The sequence below is a fragment of the Ramlibacter sp. G4-7 genome (assembly GCF_057784995.1).
The window spans coordinates 71,106-85,095 of the sequence record NZ_JBYNTT010000014.1 but is presented as its reverse complement, the minus strand read 5'-3'; the positions used below and the strand labels follow the sequence as shown (position 1 = coordinate 85,095).

At 69.0% G+C, this 13,990-nt stretch carries 20 protein-coding genes; all 20 read right to left on the bottom strand.

The window, feature by feature from the left end:
- Positions 1-89: 89 nt before the first annotated feature.
- A complete protein-coding gene (locus AC3EGR_RS19075) occupies positions 90-464 on the bottom strand; it encodes a DUF805 domain-containing protein (RefSeq protein WP_488548092.1) in 375 nt (124 codons plus the stop codon).
- A 72-nt stretch (positions 465-536) separates the two neighbouring features.
- Positions 537-1,295 carry a sigma-70 family RNA polymerase sigma factor gene (locus AC3EGR_RS19070; RefSeq protein ID WP_488548091.1) on the bottom strand — a complete coding sequence of 253 codons (759 nt, stop codon included), beginning with the start codon at positions 1,293-1,295 and terminating at the stop codon, positions 537-539.
- Positions 1,296-1,299: 4 nt separating this feature from the next.
- The gene (fliP, locus tag AC3EGR_RS19065; RefSeq protein ID WP_488548090.1) at positions 1,300-2,040 is read right to left on the bottom strand and encodes a flagellar type III secretion system pore protein FliP; all 741 of its coding nucleotides are present in this window, start codon (positions 2,038-2,040) and stop codon (positions 1,300-1,302) included.
- Entirely contained in the window at positions 2,037-2,471 is a 435-nt protein-coding gene (locus AC3EGR_RS19060; RefSeq protein ID WP_488548089.1) for a flagellar biosynthetic protein FliO, read from the bottom strand. Before AC3EGR_RS19060 ends, fliP begins: the two co-directional genes overlap by 4 nt.
- A gap of 1 nt (position 2,472) precedes the next feature.
- Positions 2,473-2,829 carry a FliM/FliN family flagellar motor switch protein gene (locus AC3EGR_RS19055; RefSeq protein WP_488548088.1) on the bottom strand — a complete coding sequence of 119 codons (357 nt, stop codon included), beginning with the start codon at positions 2,827-2,829 and terminating at the stop codon, positions 2,473-2,475.
- On the bottom strand, positions 2,826-3,629 hold the full coding sequence (locus tag AC3EGR_RS19050) for a FliM/FliN family flagellar motor C-terminal domain-containing protein (RefSeq protein WP_488548087.1): 804 nt from the start codon (positions 3,627-3,629) through the stop codon (positions 2,826-2,828). Before AC3EGR_RS19050 ends, AC3EGR_RS19055 begins: the two co-directional genes overlap by 4 nt.
- Positions 3,626-4,804 (bottom strand): flagellar hook protein FlgE, encoded by a 1,179-nt coding sequence (locus tag AC3EGR_RS19045; RefSeq protein WP_488548086.1) that lies wholly within the window; start codon positions 4,802-4,804, stop codon positions 3,626-3,628. Before AC3EGR_RS19045 ends, AC3EGR_RS19050 begins: the two co-directional genes overlap by 4 nt.
- A 15-nt stretch (positions 4,805-4,819) precedes the next feature.
- On the bottom strand, positions 4,820-5,221 hold the full coding sequence (locus AC3EGR_RS19040; RefSeq protein ID WP_488548085.1) for a flagellar hook assembly protein FlgD: 402 nt from the start codon (positions 5,219-5,221) through the stop codon (positions 4,820-4,822).
- Positions 5,218-5,856: a hypothetical protein gene (locus AC3EGR_RS19035; RefSeq protein ID WP_488548084.1), complete on the bottom strand. Its 639-nt coding sequence runs from the start codon at positions 5,854-5,856 to the stop codon at positions 5,218-5,220. Before AC3EGR_RS19035 ends, AC3EGR_RS19040 begins: the two co-directional genes overlap by 4 nt.
- Entirely contained in the window at positions 5,853-6,356 is a 504-nt protein-coding gene (locus AC3EGR_RS19030; RefSeq protein WP_488548083.1) for a hypothetical protein, read from the bottom strand. The genes AC3EGR_RS19035 and AC3EGR_RS19030 overlap by 4 nt, the downstream gene beginning before the upstream one ends.
- A complete protein-coding gene (locus AC3EGR_RS19025; protein WP_488548136.1) occupies positions 6,353-7,672 on the bottom strand; it encodes a FliI/YscN family ATPase in 1,320 nt (439 codons plus the stop codon). Before AC3EGR_RS19025 ends, AC3EGR_RS19030 begins: the two co-directional genes overlap by 4 nt.
- 5 nt (positions 7,673-7,677) lie before the next feature.
- On the bottom strand, positions 7,678-8,364 hold the full coding sequence (locus AC3EGR_RS19020) for a FliH/SctL family protein (RefSeq protein ID WP_488548082.1): 687 nt from the start codon (positions 8,362-8,364) through the stop codon (positions 7,678-7,680).
- Positions 8,361-8,906, bottom strand: coding sequence for a hypothetical protein (locus tag AC3EGR_RS19015; protein ID WP_488548081.1), 546 nt, complete (start codon positions 8,904-8,906; stop codon positions 8,361-8,363). Before AC3EGR_RS19015 ends, AC3EGR_RS19020 begins: the two co-directional genes overlap by 4 nt.
- Positions 8,903-10,330: a flagellar basal-body MS-ring/collar protein FliF gene (fliF, locus tag AC3EGR_RS19010; RefSeq protein ID WP_488548080.1), complete on the bottom strand. Its 1,428-nt coding sequence runs from the start codon at positions 10,328-10,330 to the stop codon at positions 8,903-8,905. The genes AC3EGR_RS19015 and fliF overlap by 4 nt, the downstream gene beginning before the upstream one ends.
- 15 nt (positions 10,331-10,345) lie before the next feature.
- The gene (fliE, locus tag AC3EGR_RS19005; RefSeq protein ID WP_488548079.1) at positions 10,346-10,648 is read right to left on the bottom strand and encodes a flagellar hook-basal body complex protein FliE; all 303 of its coding nucleotides are present in this window, start codon (positions 10,646-10,648) and stop codon (positions 10,346-10,348) included.
- Entirely contained in the window at positions 10,645-11,073 is a 429-nt protein-coding gene (gene flgC, locus AC3EGR_RS19000) for a flagellar basal body rod protein FlgC (protein ID WP_488548078.1), read from the bottom strand. The genes fliE and flgC overlap by 4 nt, the downstream gene beginning before the upstream one ends.
- A 2-nt stretch (positions 11,074-11,075) precedes the next feature.
- Positions 11,076-11,450: a flagellar basal body rod protein FlgB gene (locus AC3EGR_RS18995; protein WP_488548077.1), complete on the bottom strand. Its 375-nt coding sequence runs from the start codon at positions 11,448-11,450 to the stop codon at positions 11,076-11,078.
- A 10-nt stretch (positions 11,451-11,460) separates the two neighbouring features.
- Positions 11,461-12,576 carry a flagellar basal body P-ring protein FlgI gene (gene flgI, locus AC3EGR_RS18990; RefSeq protein WP_488548076.1) on the bottom strand — a complete coding sequence of 372 codons (1,116 nt, stop codon included), beginning with the start codon at positions 12,574-12,576 and terminating at the stop codon, positions 11,461-11,463.
- Between the two features lies 1 nt (position 12,577).
- Positions 12,578-13,144: a flagellar basal body L-ring protein FlgH gene (locus AC3EGR_RS18985; protein WP_488548075.1), complete on the bottom strand. Its 567-nt coding sequence runs from the start codon at positions 13,142-13,144 to the stop codon at positions 12,578-12,580.
- Positions 13,141-13,989 (bottom strand): hypothetical protein, encoded by an 849-nt coding sequence (locus tag AC3EGR_RS18980; protein ID WP_488548074.1) that lies wholly within the window; start codon positions 13,987-13,989, stop codon positions 13,141-13,143. Before AC3EGR_RS18980 ends, AC3EGR_RS18985 begins: the two co-directional genes overlap by 4 nt.
- Position 13,990: the final 1 nt, after the last annotated feature.

Here is a 13,990-nt window from a genome sequence, read left to right as displayed (position 1 = left end):
GAGCCCGCGGGCGGCACCTTCGAACCCAGCGCCGGGGGCTGCGGAAGTGAAAAAGGGGCCAAGGCCCCTTTTGTGCAACGACAGCGCGCTCAGACCGCACCTGGCGGCACCGCCGCCGGATCCTCGAGCAGCGCCGGGCCTTCGCCGTACTGGTTGGGGCCGACGCTGGGTTGCGCCAGCAGGTAGACCAGGAAGATCCAGCCGACCAGGGGAATCAGCCAGATCAGCTGGAACCAGCCGCTCTTGCCGATGTCGTGCAGGCGGCGCGTGCCGACGGCCAGGGACGGAATGAGCAGCGCCAGGCTGACCAGCATGCCGATCAGGTCCAGGTGCAGCATGCTGAAGACCACCTGCACCAGCACGCTGGCCAGGGCGAACCACCAGAACTCCGAACGGCCGGCACGGCCGTTGAAGTCGGCGTACTTGTCGCGCACGCAACGCAGAACCGCTTGCTTGAAATCCATGGCGAGACCCTCCTTGTTATGGGCGCTCGCCATGATACGGAGCGGGTCCGGGAAAGCAACCCGCCAAAAGGCTCAGAAGGCCGCGTCCCAGTCCCCGTCATCGCGCACGGCCGCGCGCAGGTGCAGCAGGGCCTGCCGATGGATCTGCGAGATGCGCCCCTTGGTCAGGCCCAGCGTCTGCGCCACCTCGTCGAAGGGAATGCCTTGCAGGTAGTGACTGCGAATGACCGATTTCTGTTGCGGCGCCAGTCCGTCCACAGCGTGAAGCAGCCGAGCCCTCAGTTGGGTGAGAGCCACACTCCGGTAGAAGGGCTGCTCGTGCGCGCTGTCCGCCGTTTCCACCATGCCGGTGCCTTCGAGCATCCAGCACAGTGCCAGGCCGATCCCCACTTCGGACACGAAGCTCAACAAGTGGTCCGGGTCCTGGCGCACCGGGGCACCCTCCCCTTCGCGTGCCATCGACTTGACGTCGTGAAGGCGCTCATTGCGCAAGCGCTGCCGCGCGGCGATCTGCTGGTGCTTCTCCGTCAGGCGCTCCAGCCCGTTGAGGATCGCGCCTTGCATGCGCCGTGCGGCGAAGGTGCGGAATTGCACGCCCCGCGCCGGGTCGAAGCGCTCGAGCGCTTCGAGCATGCCGATGGAGGCGTATTGCAGGAAATCCCCGAACTCGATGTCGTCGCTGAAGCGCCGGCCATAGAAATATGCTGCCACGACGCGGGCGTAGGGGAGATGCATCCTCAGCAAAGCCGCGCGCGCCGCTTCGTCCCCGTGCTCCCGCAAGCGCCGCCACAGGACAGCCTCCGTTTCGGCATCGCGGACGGCGAGGTCCATGGCGTCAATGGAAGGAACCCACGAGCGCTTTCAATACCAGCACCCAGCCATCGACCAGCACGAAAACGAGAACCTTGAGCGGCAGCGCGATAGTCGCCGGGGGCATCAGCATCATGCCGAGGCTCATGAGAACGGACGACACGACAAGGTCGATCAACAAAAAGGGAAGGAACAGCAAAATTCCGATCTGGAACGCAGCCCGCAATTCGGACAGCATGAAGGCGGGGATCAGTTGCACATTGCTGACCTCCTCGATGGCCTGGGGAACCTTCGCCTTCGACAACTCGATCATGAGCGCGAGGTCCTGTTCGCGCGTTTGCCGCACCATGAAGGAGCGCAATGGCTCCATGCCTTTGCCATAGGCCGCTTCCATGCCGATGCTGCCGTTCATGAAAGGCTGGAAGGCCTGATCGTTCAGGGGCTGCAGGACCGGAGCCATCGTGAACAGGGTGAAGAACAGGGCCAGACCGATCAACACCGGATTGGGCGGTGTTTCGGGCATGCCAATAGCCTGGCGCAGCATTGACAAAACAATCACGATACGGAGGAAGGAAGTAACGCACACGAGCAGCGCGGGCAGGATCGCGAGCACCGTCAGGCCGAGAACGATGCGCAGCGCTTGCGCCGTATCGTTGGGCGCCAGCTCGATGGCCTTTGCACCGACGTTCTGGGCGGCCAGGGAGCTGCCGGCCGCACACGACAGCGCGAGGCCGGCCGCCAGCAGGAGCACACAGCGCACCCTCATGTCCGCTGCTCCTCGAAGGCATTGGGCATCGGCCGGCGCGCGAGCAACTGCGCTTGCTGCGCGGTGCAGCACACCAGCAGTTCCTCGCCATTCCATCGCACGACGTGAACGCTGGCCTGCGCGGTCAGCGCCTGGCTGGACACGCGAACCACATGCGGGTCTTCGGCGCTGCGCGCACGCGCAACCTTGCCTTGCTGTCTCCTGCGCCACAAGGTCCAGGCGCCGCCGGCACCGACCAGAGTAAGAAGTGCTAGTGACGGCCATCCTCCGGGGGGTGAGGGGGGCGCAGCTTCGTCGCGCCGCAAGGGCAGGCTGGCAGGCAAGGGCGCTGCCTTTGCGATTCCCGCCTCCAAGTCCTTCTGCGATGCGGACGCAGCACTGCTCGCCAGAAGCAGCACACCGAGCACGGCGCGATGAATGCGACGCTTCATGTCAGAGCTTCAGCGGCACCGGAAGCTCGGTGATACGCACCGCAAAGCTGCCGTCGACGGCGACCAGTTCGCCGCGGGCCACGACGCGTCCTTCCAGAAGCAGGTCGACGGGCTGCTCGACACCCTGGTCCAGCACCAGCACCTCGTTCTCGCGCGCCGACAGCAGTTCGCCCAGGCTCATCTCGGACGCACCCACACGTACCTGCAGCGTGACGCGTACCGCGTGCAAGGGATGAGGATCGCGCATCACCACGGACCCGCGCTCGGCTTCTGCGGCCGTCTCCTGCAATTCGACGGGCCGGGCGCGCAAGCCCGCGGTGGGGCCTTGCTGCAGGAAGGACTCGATCATCTGGCTCATTGCTGTTCCCCCACTGGCCTTTGCTGGCCGCGCACGGCGAGCTCGATGGCGCGTCGACCCCGGCTGCGTGCGAGCCAACCGTCGAACAGCGCGCCTGCGGCGGCATGGCAGACGCGCGCCGGCGCGCCGACGGGATGCCGCAGCCTGAGTACGTCCCCCAGCCGGAGGCCGGCCAGCTCGCCGAGGGGAAGATCGCAGCCGTCCAACTCGACCTGTACGCGCAGGCTGCGGGCCGACATCGCCTCGGTGAGGGCAACCAGCGGACGGCGCGCAGTTTCCGCAGCAGGACGGCCCCGCAAGGCGAGCACAACCCCAGCCTCGAGCAGGAACAGGCAGCCTGCGGGAAGCTCCGCGATCACCGCACCGCCCCAGGGCAACCAGACGCCGTCGGCAGGTCCGCTGCCGTGCGCAATGGGCGCCAACCGGAGCGCGTCGGCGACGCGCGATCGCCGGTCTTCAGCGCAATGCGCAGCAAGGGCCTGGACCACGGGCGGGATCGCCTGGCTTGCGTCCGTCCACGACGCGTCGAGGCGATCGTGCGCCGGCTCGAGCATCCAGGCGGCGCCCGCATCGCCCGCGGCGAAGAGCTTCCACGCAGCATCGCGCTGCGCGTGGCCCGAAGCCGGGCCGCACCAGGCCGGGCCAACGCCTTCCGTGCGCACATCCCAGTCCCTCGCCCACCCTGCCACCGTAGTGGCCAGCAATTCGGCCACGCGCTGGAAGTCTGCGTTGCGCCAAGCGCGCAACGGAGTCGCTGCAGCCGCCAACGGCCACGGCGTGGGTCGCATCACCGCGCTCATTTGTGCTTCATCCCGAACAGTTCCTGCAACATGTCGTTGGCCGTGGAAATCACTTGCGAGGCGGCCTGGTAGCCGCGTTGCATGACGACGAGCTCCGTGAATTCGCGCGAGAGGTCCACGTTCGACATTTCCAGCATCCCTGCGCGCACGGAGCCGAATCCCGCTTCGCCCGCGACCCCCTTCAGCCAGGCAACCCCATTCGCCTCCCTGAACTCGCTGCCTCCGATCTCTTCGACAGCGTCCAGCGTCGTGAAACGACCCAGGGCGAGGCGAGATCCTTTGGCCGTCTGGCCGTTCGCATAGGTGGCGACCAGCGCGCCGGTCGCATCGAAGCTCACCTTCGCCAGGTTGCCCGGCGCATATCCGTCCTGCGAACTCATGGCGAGCGTGGACAGGCTGCCTGCCGCGAACGAGGTGACGTCGCTGCCCAGCTCGACGACCAATGCCTGTGCGGGCCGGCCGGCCGGCGCATAACTGAAATGCAGCGTGCGGCTGGCGGCATCGGGATAGCCGTCGGCGAAGACGATCTCCGCCGAGCCGAAGCTCGTCGTTCCTTCGAGCAGTTCCGCGTTCCAGCTGGCGGGCTTGGTCGCATCCATGCTGGTCAGCTTCAGGGACAGGATGTGCTCCTGCCCCAGTCCGTCGTACACCTTGAGCCCGCCCAAGCTGAACTCGGGAGCGGTGCTGGACACGTTGCCGGCGAGGTGCAAGGAGGCGGTCGGCTTGCCGGCCGAGACACGGAGTCCGTCGAGCTTGATCTCCCCCGTCGCGCCGGCGCCGTCCACACCCAGCACGCGACTGCCCTCGGCGCGGCTCACCAACACCCCATCGGCGTCAAACTGGAAGGACCCGGCGCGGGTGTAGCGCACTTGCCCCTGCGCGTCGCGCAGCATGAACAGCCCCTCCCCCTCGAGGGCGAAGTCGAAGTCGCCTCCGGTTTGCCGCATTTCGCCCTGGGAGAAATTCAGCCGCGTCCCGGTGGTCCCCAGGCCGTGTCCGAGGTGCGTAGCGTCTCCGCCTCCACCTGGCGTGTTCGCGTAGAACAGGTCGGAGAAGCCGAGGGTGGCGCTCTTGAAGCCAGGCGTGTTCATGTTCGCCGTGTTGTTCGCAATCACGCGCAAGCCCTGCTGGTGGCCCAGCAGCCCGGTGACGCCGACGTGGATGGAATCGAGCATGGCTTGCTCCTGTGTTCAGCGGACGGAGAGGACCTGGCCGAGGGCCACGTCGTTGACGACCGTTCCACCGGACAGCGAAACGGTCAGGAGCGGTGCGTCGCCCTGCAAGGAGAGCGCGGTGACGGTGCCGATGCTGCGCCCCGTGGCCGTGGTGAATTCGATGTTGCGTCCGATGAGGCCCACGGATTGCAGCGCCGCCTGGTTTTCGATCAGTTGCTGCAGGCGGTCATTGAGCTGCTGCGACTGCTCGAGCGCCGTGAACTGTGCGACCTGCGCCATGAATTCCTGGTTGTCCATGGGCTTCAGCGGATCCTGGTAAGTGAGTTGCGTCGTCAGTACGCGGACAAAATCCTGCAAGCCCAGGGACGAAGCCGCAGTGGACGAAACGGCGCTGAGGTCTGCGGTGGACAGGTTCATGGGTTCTCCGGGGAAGTGTCGACACGGTCGTAAACGCTGCGCCCGTTGCACGTCAGCCGGGCAAGAGGCAAGCCGCCAGGAGCCAGCTGGCGCAGGGCGGCACACAGCGACTTCTTGCCCTTCGCGTTGAAGGTGGCAGGGACACCGAGCCACACCGCGGCGCCGTCGGCGTGCTGTTCGACATGCACGTGAAGTGACGGACGTCCGGGAGCCGCGCGCACGGCCGGATCGCGGCGGGACCCGCACTGCTCGATCCGCGGAACCGGGGGATCCTGGGGTTCGGCGTGGGATGTGGCTGCGGCGCAGATGAGCCGCGCGGCGCCCACCGACCCAAGGCCGTCGTCGCCAGGGCAGGGCGTGGCCGGAATGCCCCCTTTGGCACCAATCCTCGCCGCAGGGCTGGCTGGATGCGACTGCACCGCCAGAGGCGCGTCGGACGCGCGATGAGGGAATTCATTGGAGGCCGGATTGCGCCCGGGCCGTTCTCCCTGCCAGCCGAACGCCCCTGTTCCGGCGCCCTGCGCCTGGTCCAGCGCCTTGCACCAATCCCCAGGCGCGGGCCCAGCCGTGTGTCCCCATCGCGTGAACGGCGAGGTCGTCGCCAGCGGGAGGATGTGCTCAGGCAGCGCGTTCATGGCCCTCCTTCCGCGCGGCGCTGGCGGGGCGAGCCCGACCCGTGCGCTGCCAGCCAGGCGAGGTCCGCGTTCTTCGCGTCGCGCCGGACCTGCTCCTGGACATAGGCGGCCAACGCCGATTCGCGCAGCCTGCACACCGCATCCAGACGCTGCTGCGCTTCCGTACAGGAACGTTGGGCCTGCCGGAGATCCGCTTTCACGCGGCTGGCGTACTGTTCGCGTGCCATCTGAAGAGAAAGCGTCCGGTGCAAATGGTGGACGCCCTGGCTGCGCGCGGCCGTATCGATGCGGCCGCCTTCCCGCGGGGCAAGATCGCGCAGTGCCTGCTGGCGTGCTGCATGAAGCGATTCCAGTTCGCGCGCGCATGCCTGCTGGTTGCGATGGAGGGCGGCGACCTGCGCGCGCGCACGATCGAGCTGGTGCCGCCGCAGGCGCTCCGCCACCGCGAAAGGCCATGCGAACCCGCGCAGGTCCACCGAGAGCGGGGCTTCACGCTTCATGCGGCCTTCCTTGCGCGCAGCGCGTCGCCTAATTGCTTCAAGGCGTCGGTCCGGGTGCAACCGCCGACGTCCTGGCGCAGCCAGGCGAACAGCGCCCCTTCCACCGCGAGGGCGGCATCGAGCGCCGGATTCGAGCCTTGCGCATACGCGCCGAGTTCCACCAGTTGTCGCCCACGTTCGAGGGCAGCCAGGTGCCGGACCGCTTCCGCGGCGAGCAGCCGCTCGGCCTCGCCGGCGAGATCCCTCATGACACGGCTCGCGCTTTGCAGGATGTCGACCGCCGGATAGTGGCCCTGCTGTGCAAGCGTCCGCGAGAGCACGATGTGCCCGTCCAGGATGGAGCGCATGGCATCGGCGACGGGTTCGTTGAAGTCGTCGCCTTCGACGAGAACCGCCAGCAGCGCAGTGATGGATCCGCCCGAAGGCGCGGTGCCGCAGCGCTCGCACAGGCGAGGCAGTTCGGCGAACACCGATGGCGTATACCCGCGCGCCGTCGCCGGCTCACCCGCAGCCAGGCCCACTTCCCTGCGTGCCATCGCAAGGCGCGTCACGGAATCCATCGTCAGCAGGACGCTACGGCCCTGGTCGCGGAACCACTCGGCGATCGCGACGGCGGCATGCGCCGCACGGATCCGGGCCGGGGCAGGCTGGTCCGCCGTCGCGGCAATGACGACGGAACGACGAAGGCCGCCGGCCCCCAGCTGCTCCTCGACGAACTCCCGGACTTCGCGTCCGCGCTCGCCGATGAGGGCAACCACGTTCACGTCCACCCGGGCATGCCGGATGACCATTCCCAGCAGGCTGCTCTTGCCGACGCCGCTGCCGGCGAAAATGCCGACGCGCTGTCCTTCTCCTAGCGTCAGCAAGCCGTCGAGTGCTCGCACGCCGGTTTCCAGTACGCGCCGGATCCGCGGCCGCTGCATGACGTTGAGCGAACGCCCGGCCAGCGGCCAGCGCGTGCGACAGGCCAGCGGCGGCCCACCGTCCAGCGGCGCACCGAAGGCATCGATGATCCGGCCCAGCAACTCCGGCCCGGCGCCGATGTCTCGCTCGGTCTCCAGGGCCACCACCTGCGACCCGGCGCCGATGCCCAGCAGCGCACCGAATGGCATCAGGACCACGCGCTCCGGCTCCAGGCCGACGACTTCGGCAAGCACCGGGACGCCGCGGCTGCCGCACGTCGGCATCACGCGGCACAACGCACCGACTGCCACTTGCGGCCCTTCCGCCTCGATGGCCAGACCCTGCACCCGTCGCACCCAGCCGATGCGGCGTGTCAGCGCACCCGCGGCGAGCTGGGCCCGATAAGCGTCCATGGTGCTCACTGGCGCGGCTCCACTGCCGCCTTAGCACGCGCGGCGAGCAAGGCGTCCTTGCAGGCGGCCAGCGTGGTTTCCAGGCGCGCATCGATGCCGCCGCCTGGCTGCCGGACGATGCATCCCCCCAATGCGACCTGCGGGTCGGGCACGTAACGCATCCGGGCATCCACCTGAGCGGAGCGCAACAACTCCGCATCCTGCGGGTGGACGTGGATCGCGACACTGGGGTCATCCGCCAGCCGCGCGGTCTCGGCCCGGACCATGGCGCGCACCACATCTGGCTGCAGGGCGGTGGCTGCGACGAGGCGGCACACGGTCTCGAAACACACGGCGACAATGTCATCCTCCGCCGCTGCGAGACAGTCTTCCATGGCGGTCGCGAGCGATGTCGAAAGGTCGGAGAGGTGCTCGTGCTGTTTGCGCAGCGGCGCGAGCGCATCCCCCACCGCCCTCTCGGTTGCGGCGACTGCCTCCCTTGTCGCATGCTCCAGTCCCTGTCGGCAACCCTCCTCGTAGCCCGCCCGTTGCGCCTCGCGCCGAAGCGCTTCCACGACGGCCGGCTCGAGTTGCGGTGCGGGCTCGGGCTTCGGCCCCTGGATGTCAGCGACCAAGCGCCGTGGGCGCCCCACGGGGAGCGGCACGCGCTCGACCTCCATTCCGCGCAGGATGTCGCCCGCCGTCGCGCTCACACCCGTCCCCTCCAGCGCAGGAACCCAGACCGAACGACCCGCCTGCGGGCTGGCAACACCGGTGCCGCATCCGCCGCGACCGCCTCGCACCGCGCCCTGAGCGCCTGCAGGATCGCTGCCTGCAGCACGGGCGACGGCGGCTGGGTGGCCGAGTGTTCGCGCAGCTTCGTGCGCCGGTCTGCGTCCATCGCAGCGAGCAGATCCGGGGCCCAGCGCCATTGCCGGATCGCGAGAAGCGAACGGGTCAGGCCGATGGGTTCGCCGGCCAGCACGCTCGCAAGCGTGGCGACCTCCGCGGTTCCGAGTGCTTCGGGCCAGGGCACTACGGGTGGCTCGGCGCGGCCTTCCGGTTGCAGTTGCTGCAGCAAGTCCGGGTCCGGCGGCACGCCGAGGGCCTGCAGTTCCTCCAGCAAGGGGAGAAGCATCACGCGCTGGGGCGTGGACAAGCCCTGGAGAAGCCACTGCCGGTCCGTCGCCGGCAAGGCATGCAGCGTCAGCGCGGCCGAGCGCAGCGGGTCCGTCGCAGCATCGATCGGATTCATTCCAGTCCTCCTGCACGGCGTTCCACCACGACGGTCGCGGGTTCGGCCGCCTGCAGCCAGTGCTGCACTCGTTCCAGGGTCGCACGGCGCTGGTCGTCCGACAGCGCCGCTCGCGGCGCCAAACGCGCAGCACGCTTCGTGAGCAGCCACGCCAGCGCGAGGAGCGCGAGAGCCGCACCGGCCACCCATGTCCAGTCCACTTCCGTCCTTGGTGTCACCTGGGTCTTCGACACGGCAGCCACCGGCAGCACCGGCGCTGCGGCTTCCGCCGGCGGGGCGCGCAGGCTGTGGACGAGCACCACGTCGCCCCGCTCCGGCAGCACGCCCACCGCGGCACCGAGCACGCGCCCGAGATGCTCCTGCGCCTCGGGCGCGAGCATGTCGCGCACGACGGCCACGACCTGGACCCGCCGGATTGCGCCCGGCTGGCTCACCACCTGCTCCACGCGCCGACCCGCCTGGTACTCGACGTCGCGTTGCATGCTGCTGCCACGCAGTGCGCGGGTGTCGGCGCCGCGCGGGTCCGCGGCGCCGTTGTCGCGCGTCGATTCGCGTTCGCGCACCAGCACGCCCGTGGCGGAAGTGCCTTTGCCCTCGCTCGCCGGGAGGACGTCCTCCGTCGTCACGCGCACTTGGTCCATGTTCAGGCTGACGTCCACGCTCGCCAGGGCCTGTCCCGGACCCAGCGCCTGGTCCAGCACGGCCGCCGCCTTGCGTGCAAGATAGGTCTCGGTCTCACGTTTGAGGTCCAGGCGCGCATTGCCGCCAGCTGTCTCGGCATCCATGTCTGCTGGCCTGCTGAGCGGAACACCCCGGATGTCCACGATCGTGACTTCGTGCGCAGCGAGGCCGGGCACCGCAGCCGCGACCAGCCGCTGGATCCCGAGCACCTGCTCCACACGCAATGCGTGTCCTCCCCGCACCGCCAGCGTGACGGCGGCCTTGGCGCGCGCAGCACTTTGCTTGAACAGACCTTGTTCGGGCAGCACGAGGTGGACCCGCGCGTCACGGATCTCCGCGAACGACAGGATGGTGCGTGTCAGCTCGCCCTGCAGCGCCCGCTGGAAATTCACCTTCTGCGCGAATTCGGTCATGCCGAAGTCCGTGCTGTTGAACAGCTCCAGGCCGACGGTTCCGTGCAGGGGAAGTTCACGGCCCATCAACTTGAGGCGCACCGCATGCACCTGCGAACGATCCACCAGCAGGGTGGCGCCGCCGTCCGCCACCTCGTATGGAACCTTCAGCTTCTCCAGTTCGGCGCCGAAGGCGGCGGCATCCTGCGGCCGCAGGTCCGTGAAGAGCACGGCAGGCTCAGTCCGCAACAGCCACCAGCCGGAGCCGACGAGCAACCCCAGGACCACCGCGATCGCGCCGGCCAGGAAGGCGCGCGCACGCAAGGGCATCGCGATCCACCAGGTTTGCATGGTGCTCCTCCGGCCCTAGACCTGCATGCGCATGACGTCCTGGTAGGCTTCCAGGACGCGGCTGCGCACTTGCAGCATCAACTGCAGCGAGATGCGGCTTTCCTCGAGCCGCACCATGACCTGGTGCAGGCTGGCCGTGTCGCCGACGGCCAGCCCCTGCAAGTCAGCCTGGCTCGCCAGCAGCCCCTCGTTGACTTCCTGCAAGCCGCGCGCCACTTGCTGGAGGAACCCGGGACCCGCGGGCGGCGCACCGCCCGCCGACGCCTGGACCCCGACCTCGTCGTGCAGCCCCAGGGCTTCGATCGCCTGCACGTTCATGGCGTCCTCCCGATCTCCAGCGTCTTGAGGACCAGCGCCCGGGCCGTGTTCATGGCAGCCACGTTGGCCTCGTAGGCACGCGCCGCTCCCAGCAGGGTCACCATCTCGGCGGCAGGATCCACGCCCGGATAGGCGACGAAGCCGCGCTCGTCCGCGAGGGGGTGCCCGGGGTCTTGCACCATCCGCGCCCTGGCCGCGCTCGCCTCCACGTTGGCGACGGGCAAAGCCGCCGCTTCCATACCCCCGTCGACGAGGCTCGCGAACGGTCCGCTCGCGGTGGCCAGCACACGCAAAGGCTGGAAGCCCGGGGCGGCCGGCATCGCGACGGTGTTCGCGTTCGCCAGGTTCAGCGATGCGACCTCCACGCGGGTGCGCTCGACCTGCATCCCCGCCGCACTGATGGCAAACGCCTGCTGGTAGTCCATCGCTATTTCCTCCCGTCCGCCGCGGCGAGCGACAGCAGCGAAAGGTGCCTGGCCAGGCCTTGGACGAGGGCCTGGAACTGCACGGCGTTGCGTGCGAGTTCGGTCATTTCCACGTCCACCTGCACCCGACCCTCGCGACTTTCCGGCGCGGTCGTCGCCAGTTCGCGTAGCGACGCAAGTCCCCGGGCGTCCAGGAAAGCGCCCTCGCCGAGCCGCGTGCGGGCATCCTCCAGTTGCGAATCGAACGCGAGACGCAGGGGCTGGTAGCCCTCGGTGCCCGCATGCGCGATGTTCGAGGCCGCGGTGGCGTGGCGACGCATGGCCGCGTCCAATGCCGCGGACAACGCGGCGGTGGTGACCGGTTCGATCAATGGCATGGCCTCCTCCTCACTGGACCACCAGCTCCGCGTGCAAGGCGCCGGCCGCCTTGATCGCGCGCAGAATGGAAATGATGTCGCGCGTGCTGGTGCGCATGCGCGCGAGCGACTGCACCAAATCCGACACGGTCCCGGCGCCCGCGAGGTAGCCGACCCCCGTGGGTTCCTCGACGTCGACCTGCGAGTTGCGCACGACGGCCGTCGAGACGCCGGGCCCGGCGTATCCCAGGTAGGCCGGCTGCGACACCGTGTTCTGGGTGGCGATGGAGATCTTCAGGTCACCGTGCGAGATGGCCACCCGCGCGATGCGCACGTCCCCGCCGGCCACCACCGTCCCCGTGCGCTCGTTGATCACGACGCGGGGCCTGTGATCCGGCTCGACCGCGACGTTTTCCACGCGAGCCAGGAAGGCGACCAAATCCTGCCGCAGGGCGGGCGGGACGTCGATTTCTATTCCCGACGCGTCCCGTGCGCGTGCGATGCCCGTCCCCAGTTGCCCGTTGATGGCCGCCACCACGCGCGCCGCCGTCGTGTAGTCCGCCTCGTGCAGCACGAAGGTGACCTGCTCGCGGAGGACGGGCTGGGGCGCAGCCATGCCGACCTCGACCGTCGCGCCGTTGGGAATCGAGCCGGAGGTCGGGTGGTTCTTCTGGACGACATTGCCGTTGGCGTCGTACCGGTGTCCGCCGATGGACAGCGTGCCCTGGGCGAGCGCGAACACCTTGCCGTTCGGCGCTCGCAGCGCGGTGAGCAACAGCGTGCCCCCGAGCAGGCTGCGTGCGTCGCCGCCCGAGCTCACGGTCACGTCGAGCGTGTCGCCCTCGCGCGCCGTCGCGGGCAGCGCCGCGCTCACCAGCACCACCGCGACGTTGCGGCTGTTGACCTGCTCCGGCGCGACGCCAAGGTTGAATTGGGAAAGGACATTGGATACCGCCTGCCGGGTCGCCCGGTTGCCGGGCGAATCGCCGGTACCGGCCAGGCCCGTGACGATGCCTGTTCCCACCAGGACGTTCTCGCGCCAGCCTTGCACCTTGCCCAGTTCCTTGACGCGCATGGGCGCTTCCTTGCCCAGTGCGGGCGCCATGCACGTCACGAAGAGGACCAGAATGGCGGCGAGCTTGCGCATGTCAGAACCCCACCACGTCGAGCAGCTTGCGCCACCAGCCGCGCCGGTTACGCTCCGTCAGGTCCCCTTCCCCCACGTAGGTGATGCGCGCCTGCGCGATCCGCGTGGACTGCACCACGTTGCCATCGCTGACGTCGAGAGGTCGGACGATGCCTTCGACCGTGACGCGCTGCAGTTCCTCGTTCACGGTGACGGACTGGGTGCCGGCCACGCGCAGCTGGCCGCCCGCCAGCACCTCCTGGACGGTGACGGTCAGCGTGGTCAGGAGCCGGTTGGTGCGTTGGGTGCGACCGCCGCCGTCGAAATCCCCTGCCACGGCCACGTTCGCCTGCGCGACCTTGTTGCTGCCATGCGCCAGTTCGGCCGCCACGTGGTTGGTCCGCCGCGTCCCGGTGTCGGCACTGCTCGATGCGCTGGAGTTCTCGAACACCTGCACGGTCAGCGCATCGCCGACCCGGAAGGCCTTGTTGTCGGCCGTGAAGCCGCGCCACGCGTCTTCCTGGAAGAGGCTCTGCGCATGGACGGAGTGCGCAGCCACCAGCAGCAGTGCGAGCAGCCGTGGGCTCATGGCGCCAGCTCCAGGCGGCCCGCGCCGAGGACACGTGCGAACAGGGGCCCTGCGCCAGGTTGGGCGCGCACGCGGATCCGCTCGCCCGGCCGGCCGTCCTGGAGAACCTCCACACGGCTTTCCAGCGTGATGGCGCCTTCGGTGGAACGCAGCAACGCCCACTCTCCGCGCGCAACCGCGACCGGCGAGTGCTGGTCTGCGCGGCCCGGTATCGCACGCAGCAGCTGCTGCAGCGGCGCTTCGGGGGCCACACCTTCCGGCGGGGCGTGGACCTCGGACGCAAGCTGAAGCCTGACCGGAACCGAACGCACGAACGTGCGCTCCGCCCACACGTCCACCCACACCACGGCCTGGCGGGGCCAGCTGTCGCGATCGAGGTCGCGCACCTCCAGGCGCAGCTTGCCTTCGGGCACGTCCAGGTCGCGCGGAAGGCTGCGCGGCACGACGGCGGTCGCATCCCATGCACCCAGGCGAGTCCGAACGGCCTGCGCCGCCGCGTTCGCGATTTCCTCGCCTTTGAGCTGTCGCGAGGACTGCAGCACGCGCACCTCCTGCGGGCCCGACCACGCCAGCGCGTCGGGTGCAATGCCGGCCTGGCGCCGGACCCATTGCGCGAGGTCTGCCCGGTGCAGCATGGCAGACTCGCCCGGCCGGGGCGCGCGACCTACGGGCAGGTTGGCCAGCGTGCGCATGGTGGCGAGCTCGTTCGAATGAAGCCGGGCCACGTCGCCGAGCAGCACGGTCCCCGAGGCGACGCTGGCCTGCGGCAACAACTCGATGCTCGCCCGAGGATCGGCAGCCATTGCGGGCAAGGCGAGCGAGAGAAGCAAGGCGGCGGCGCGCATG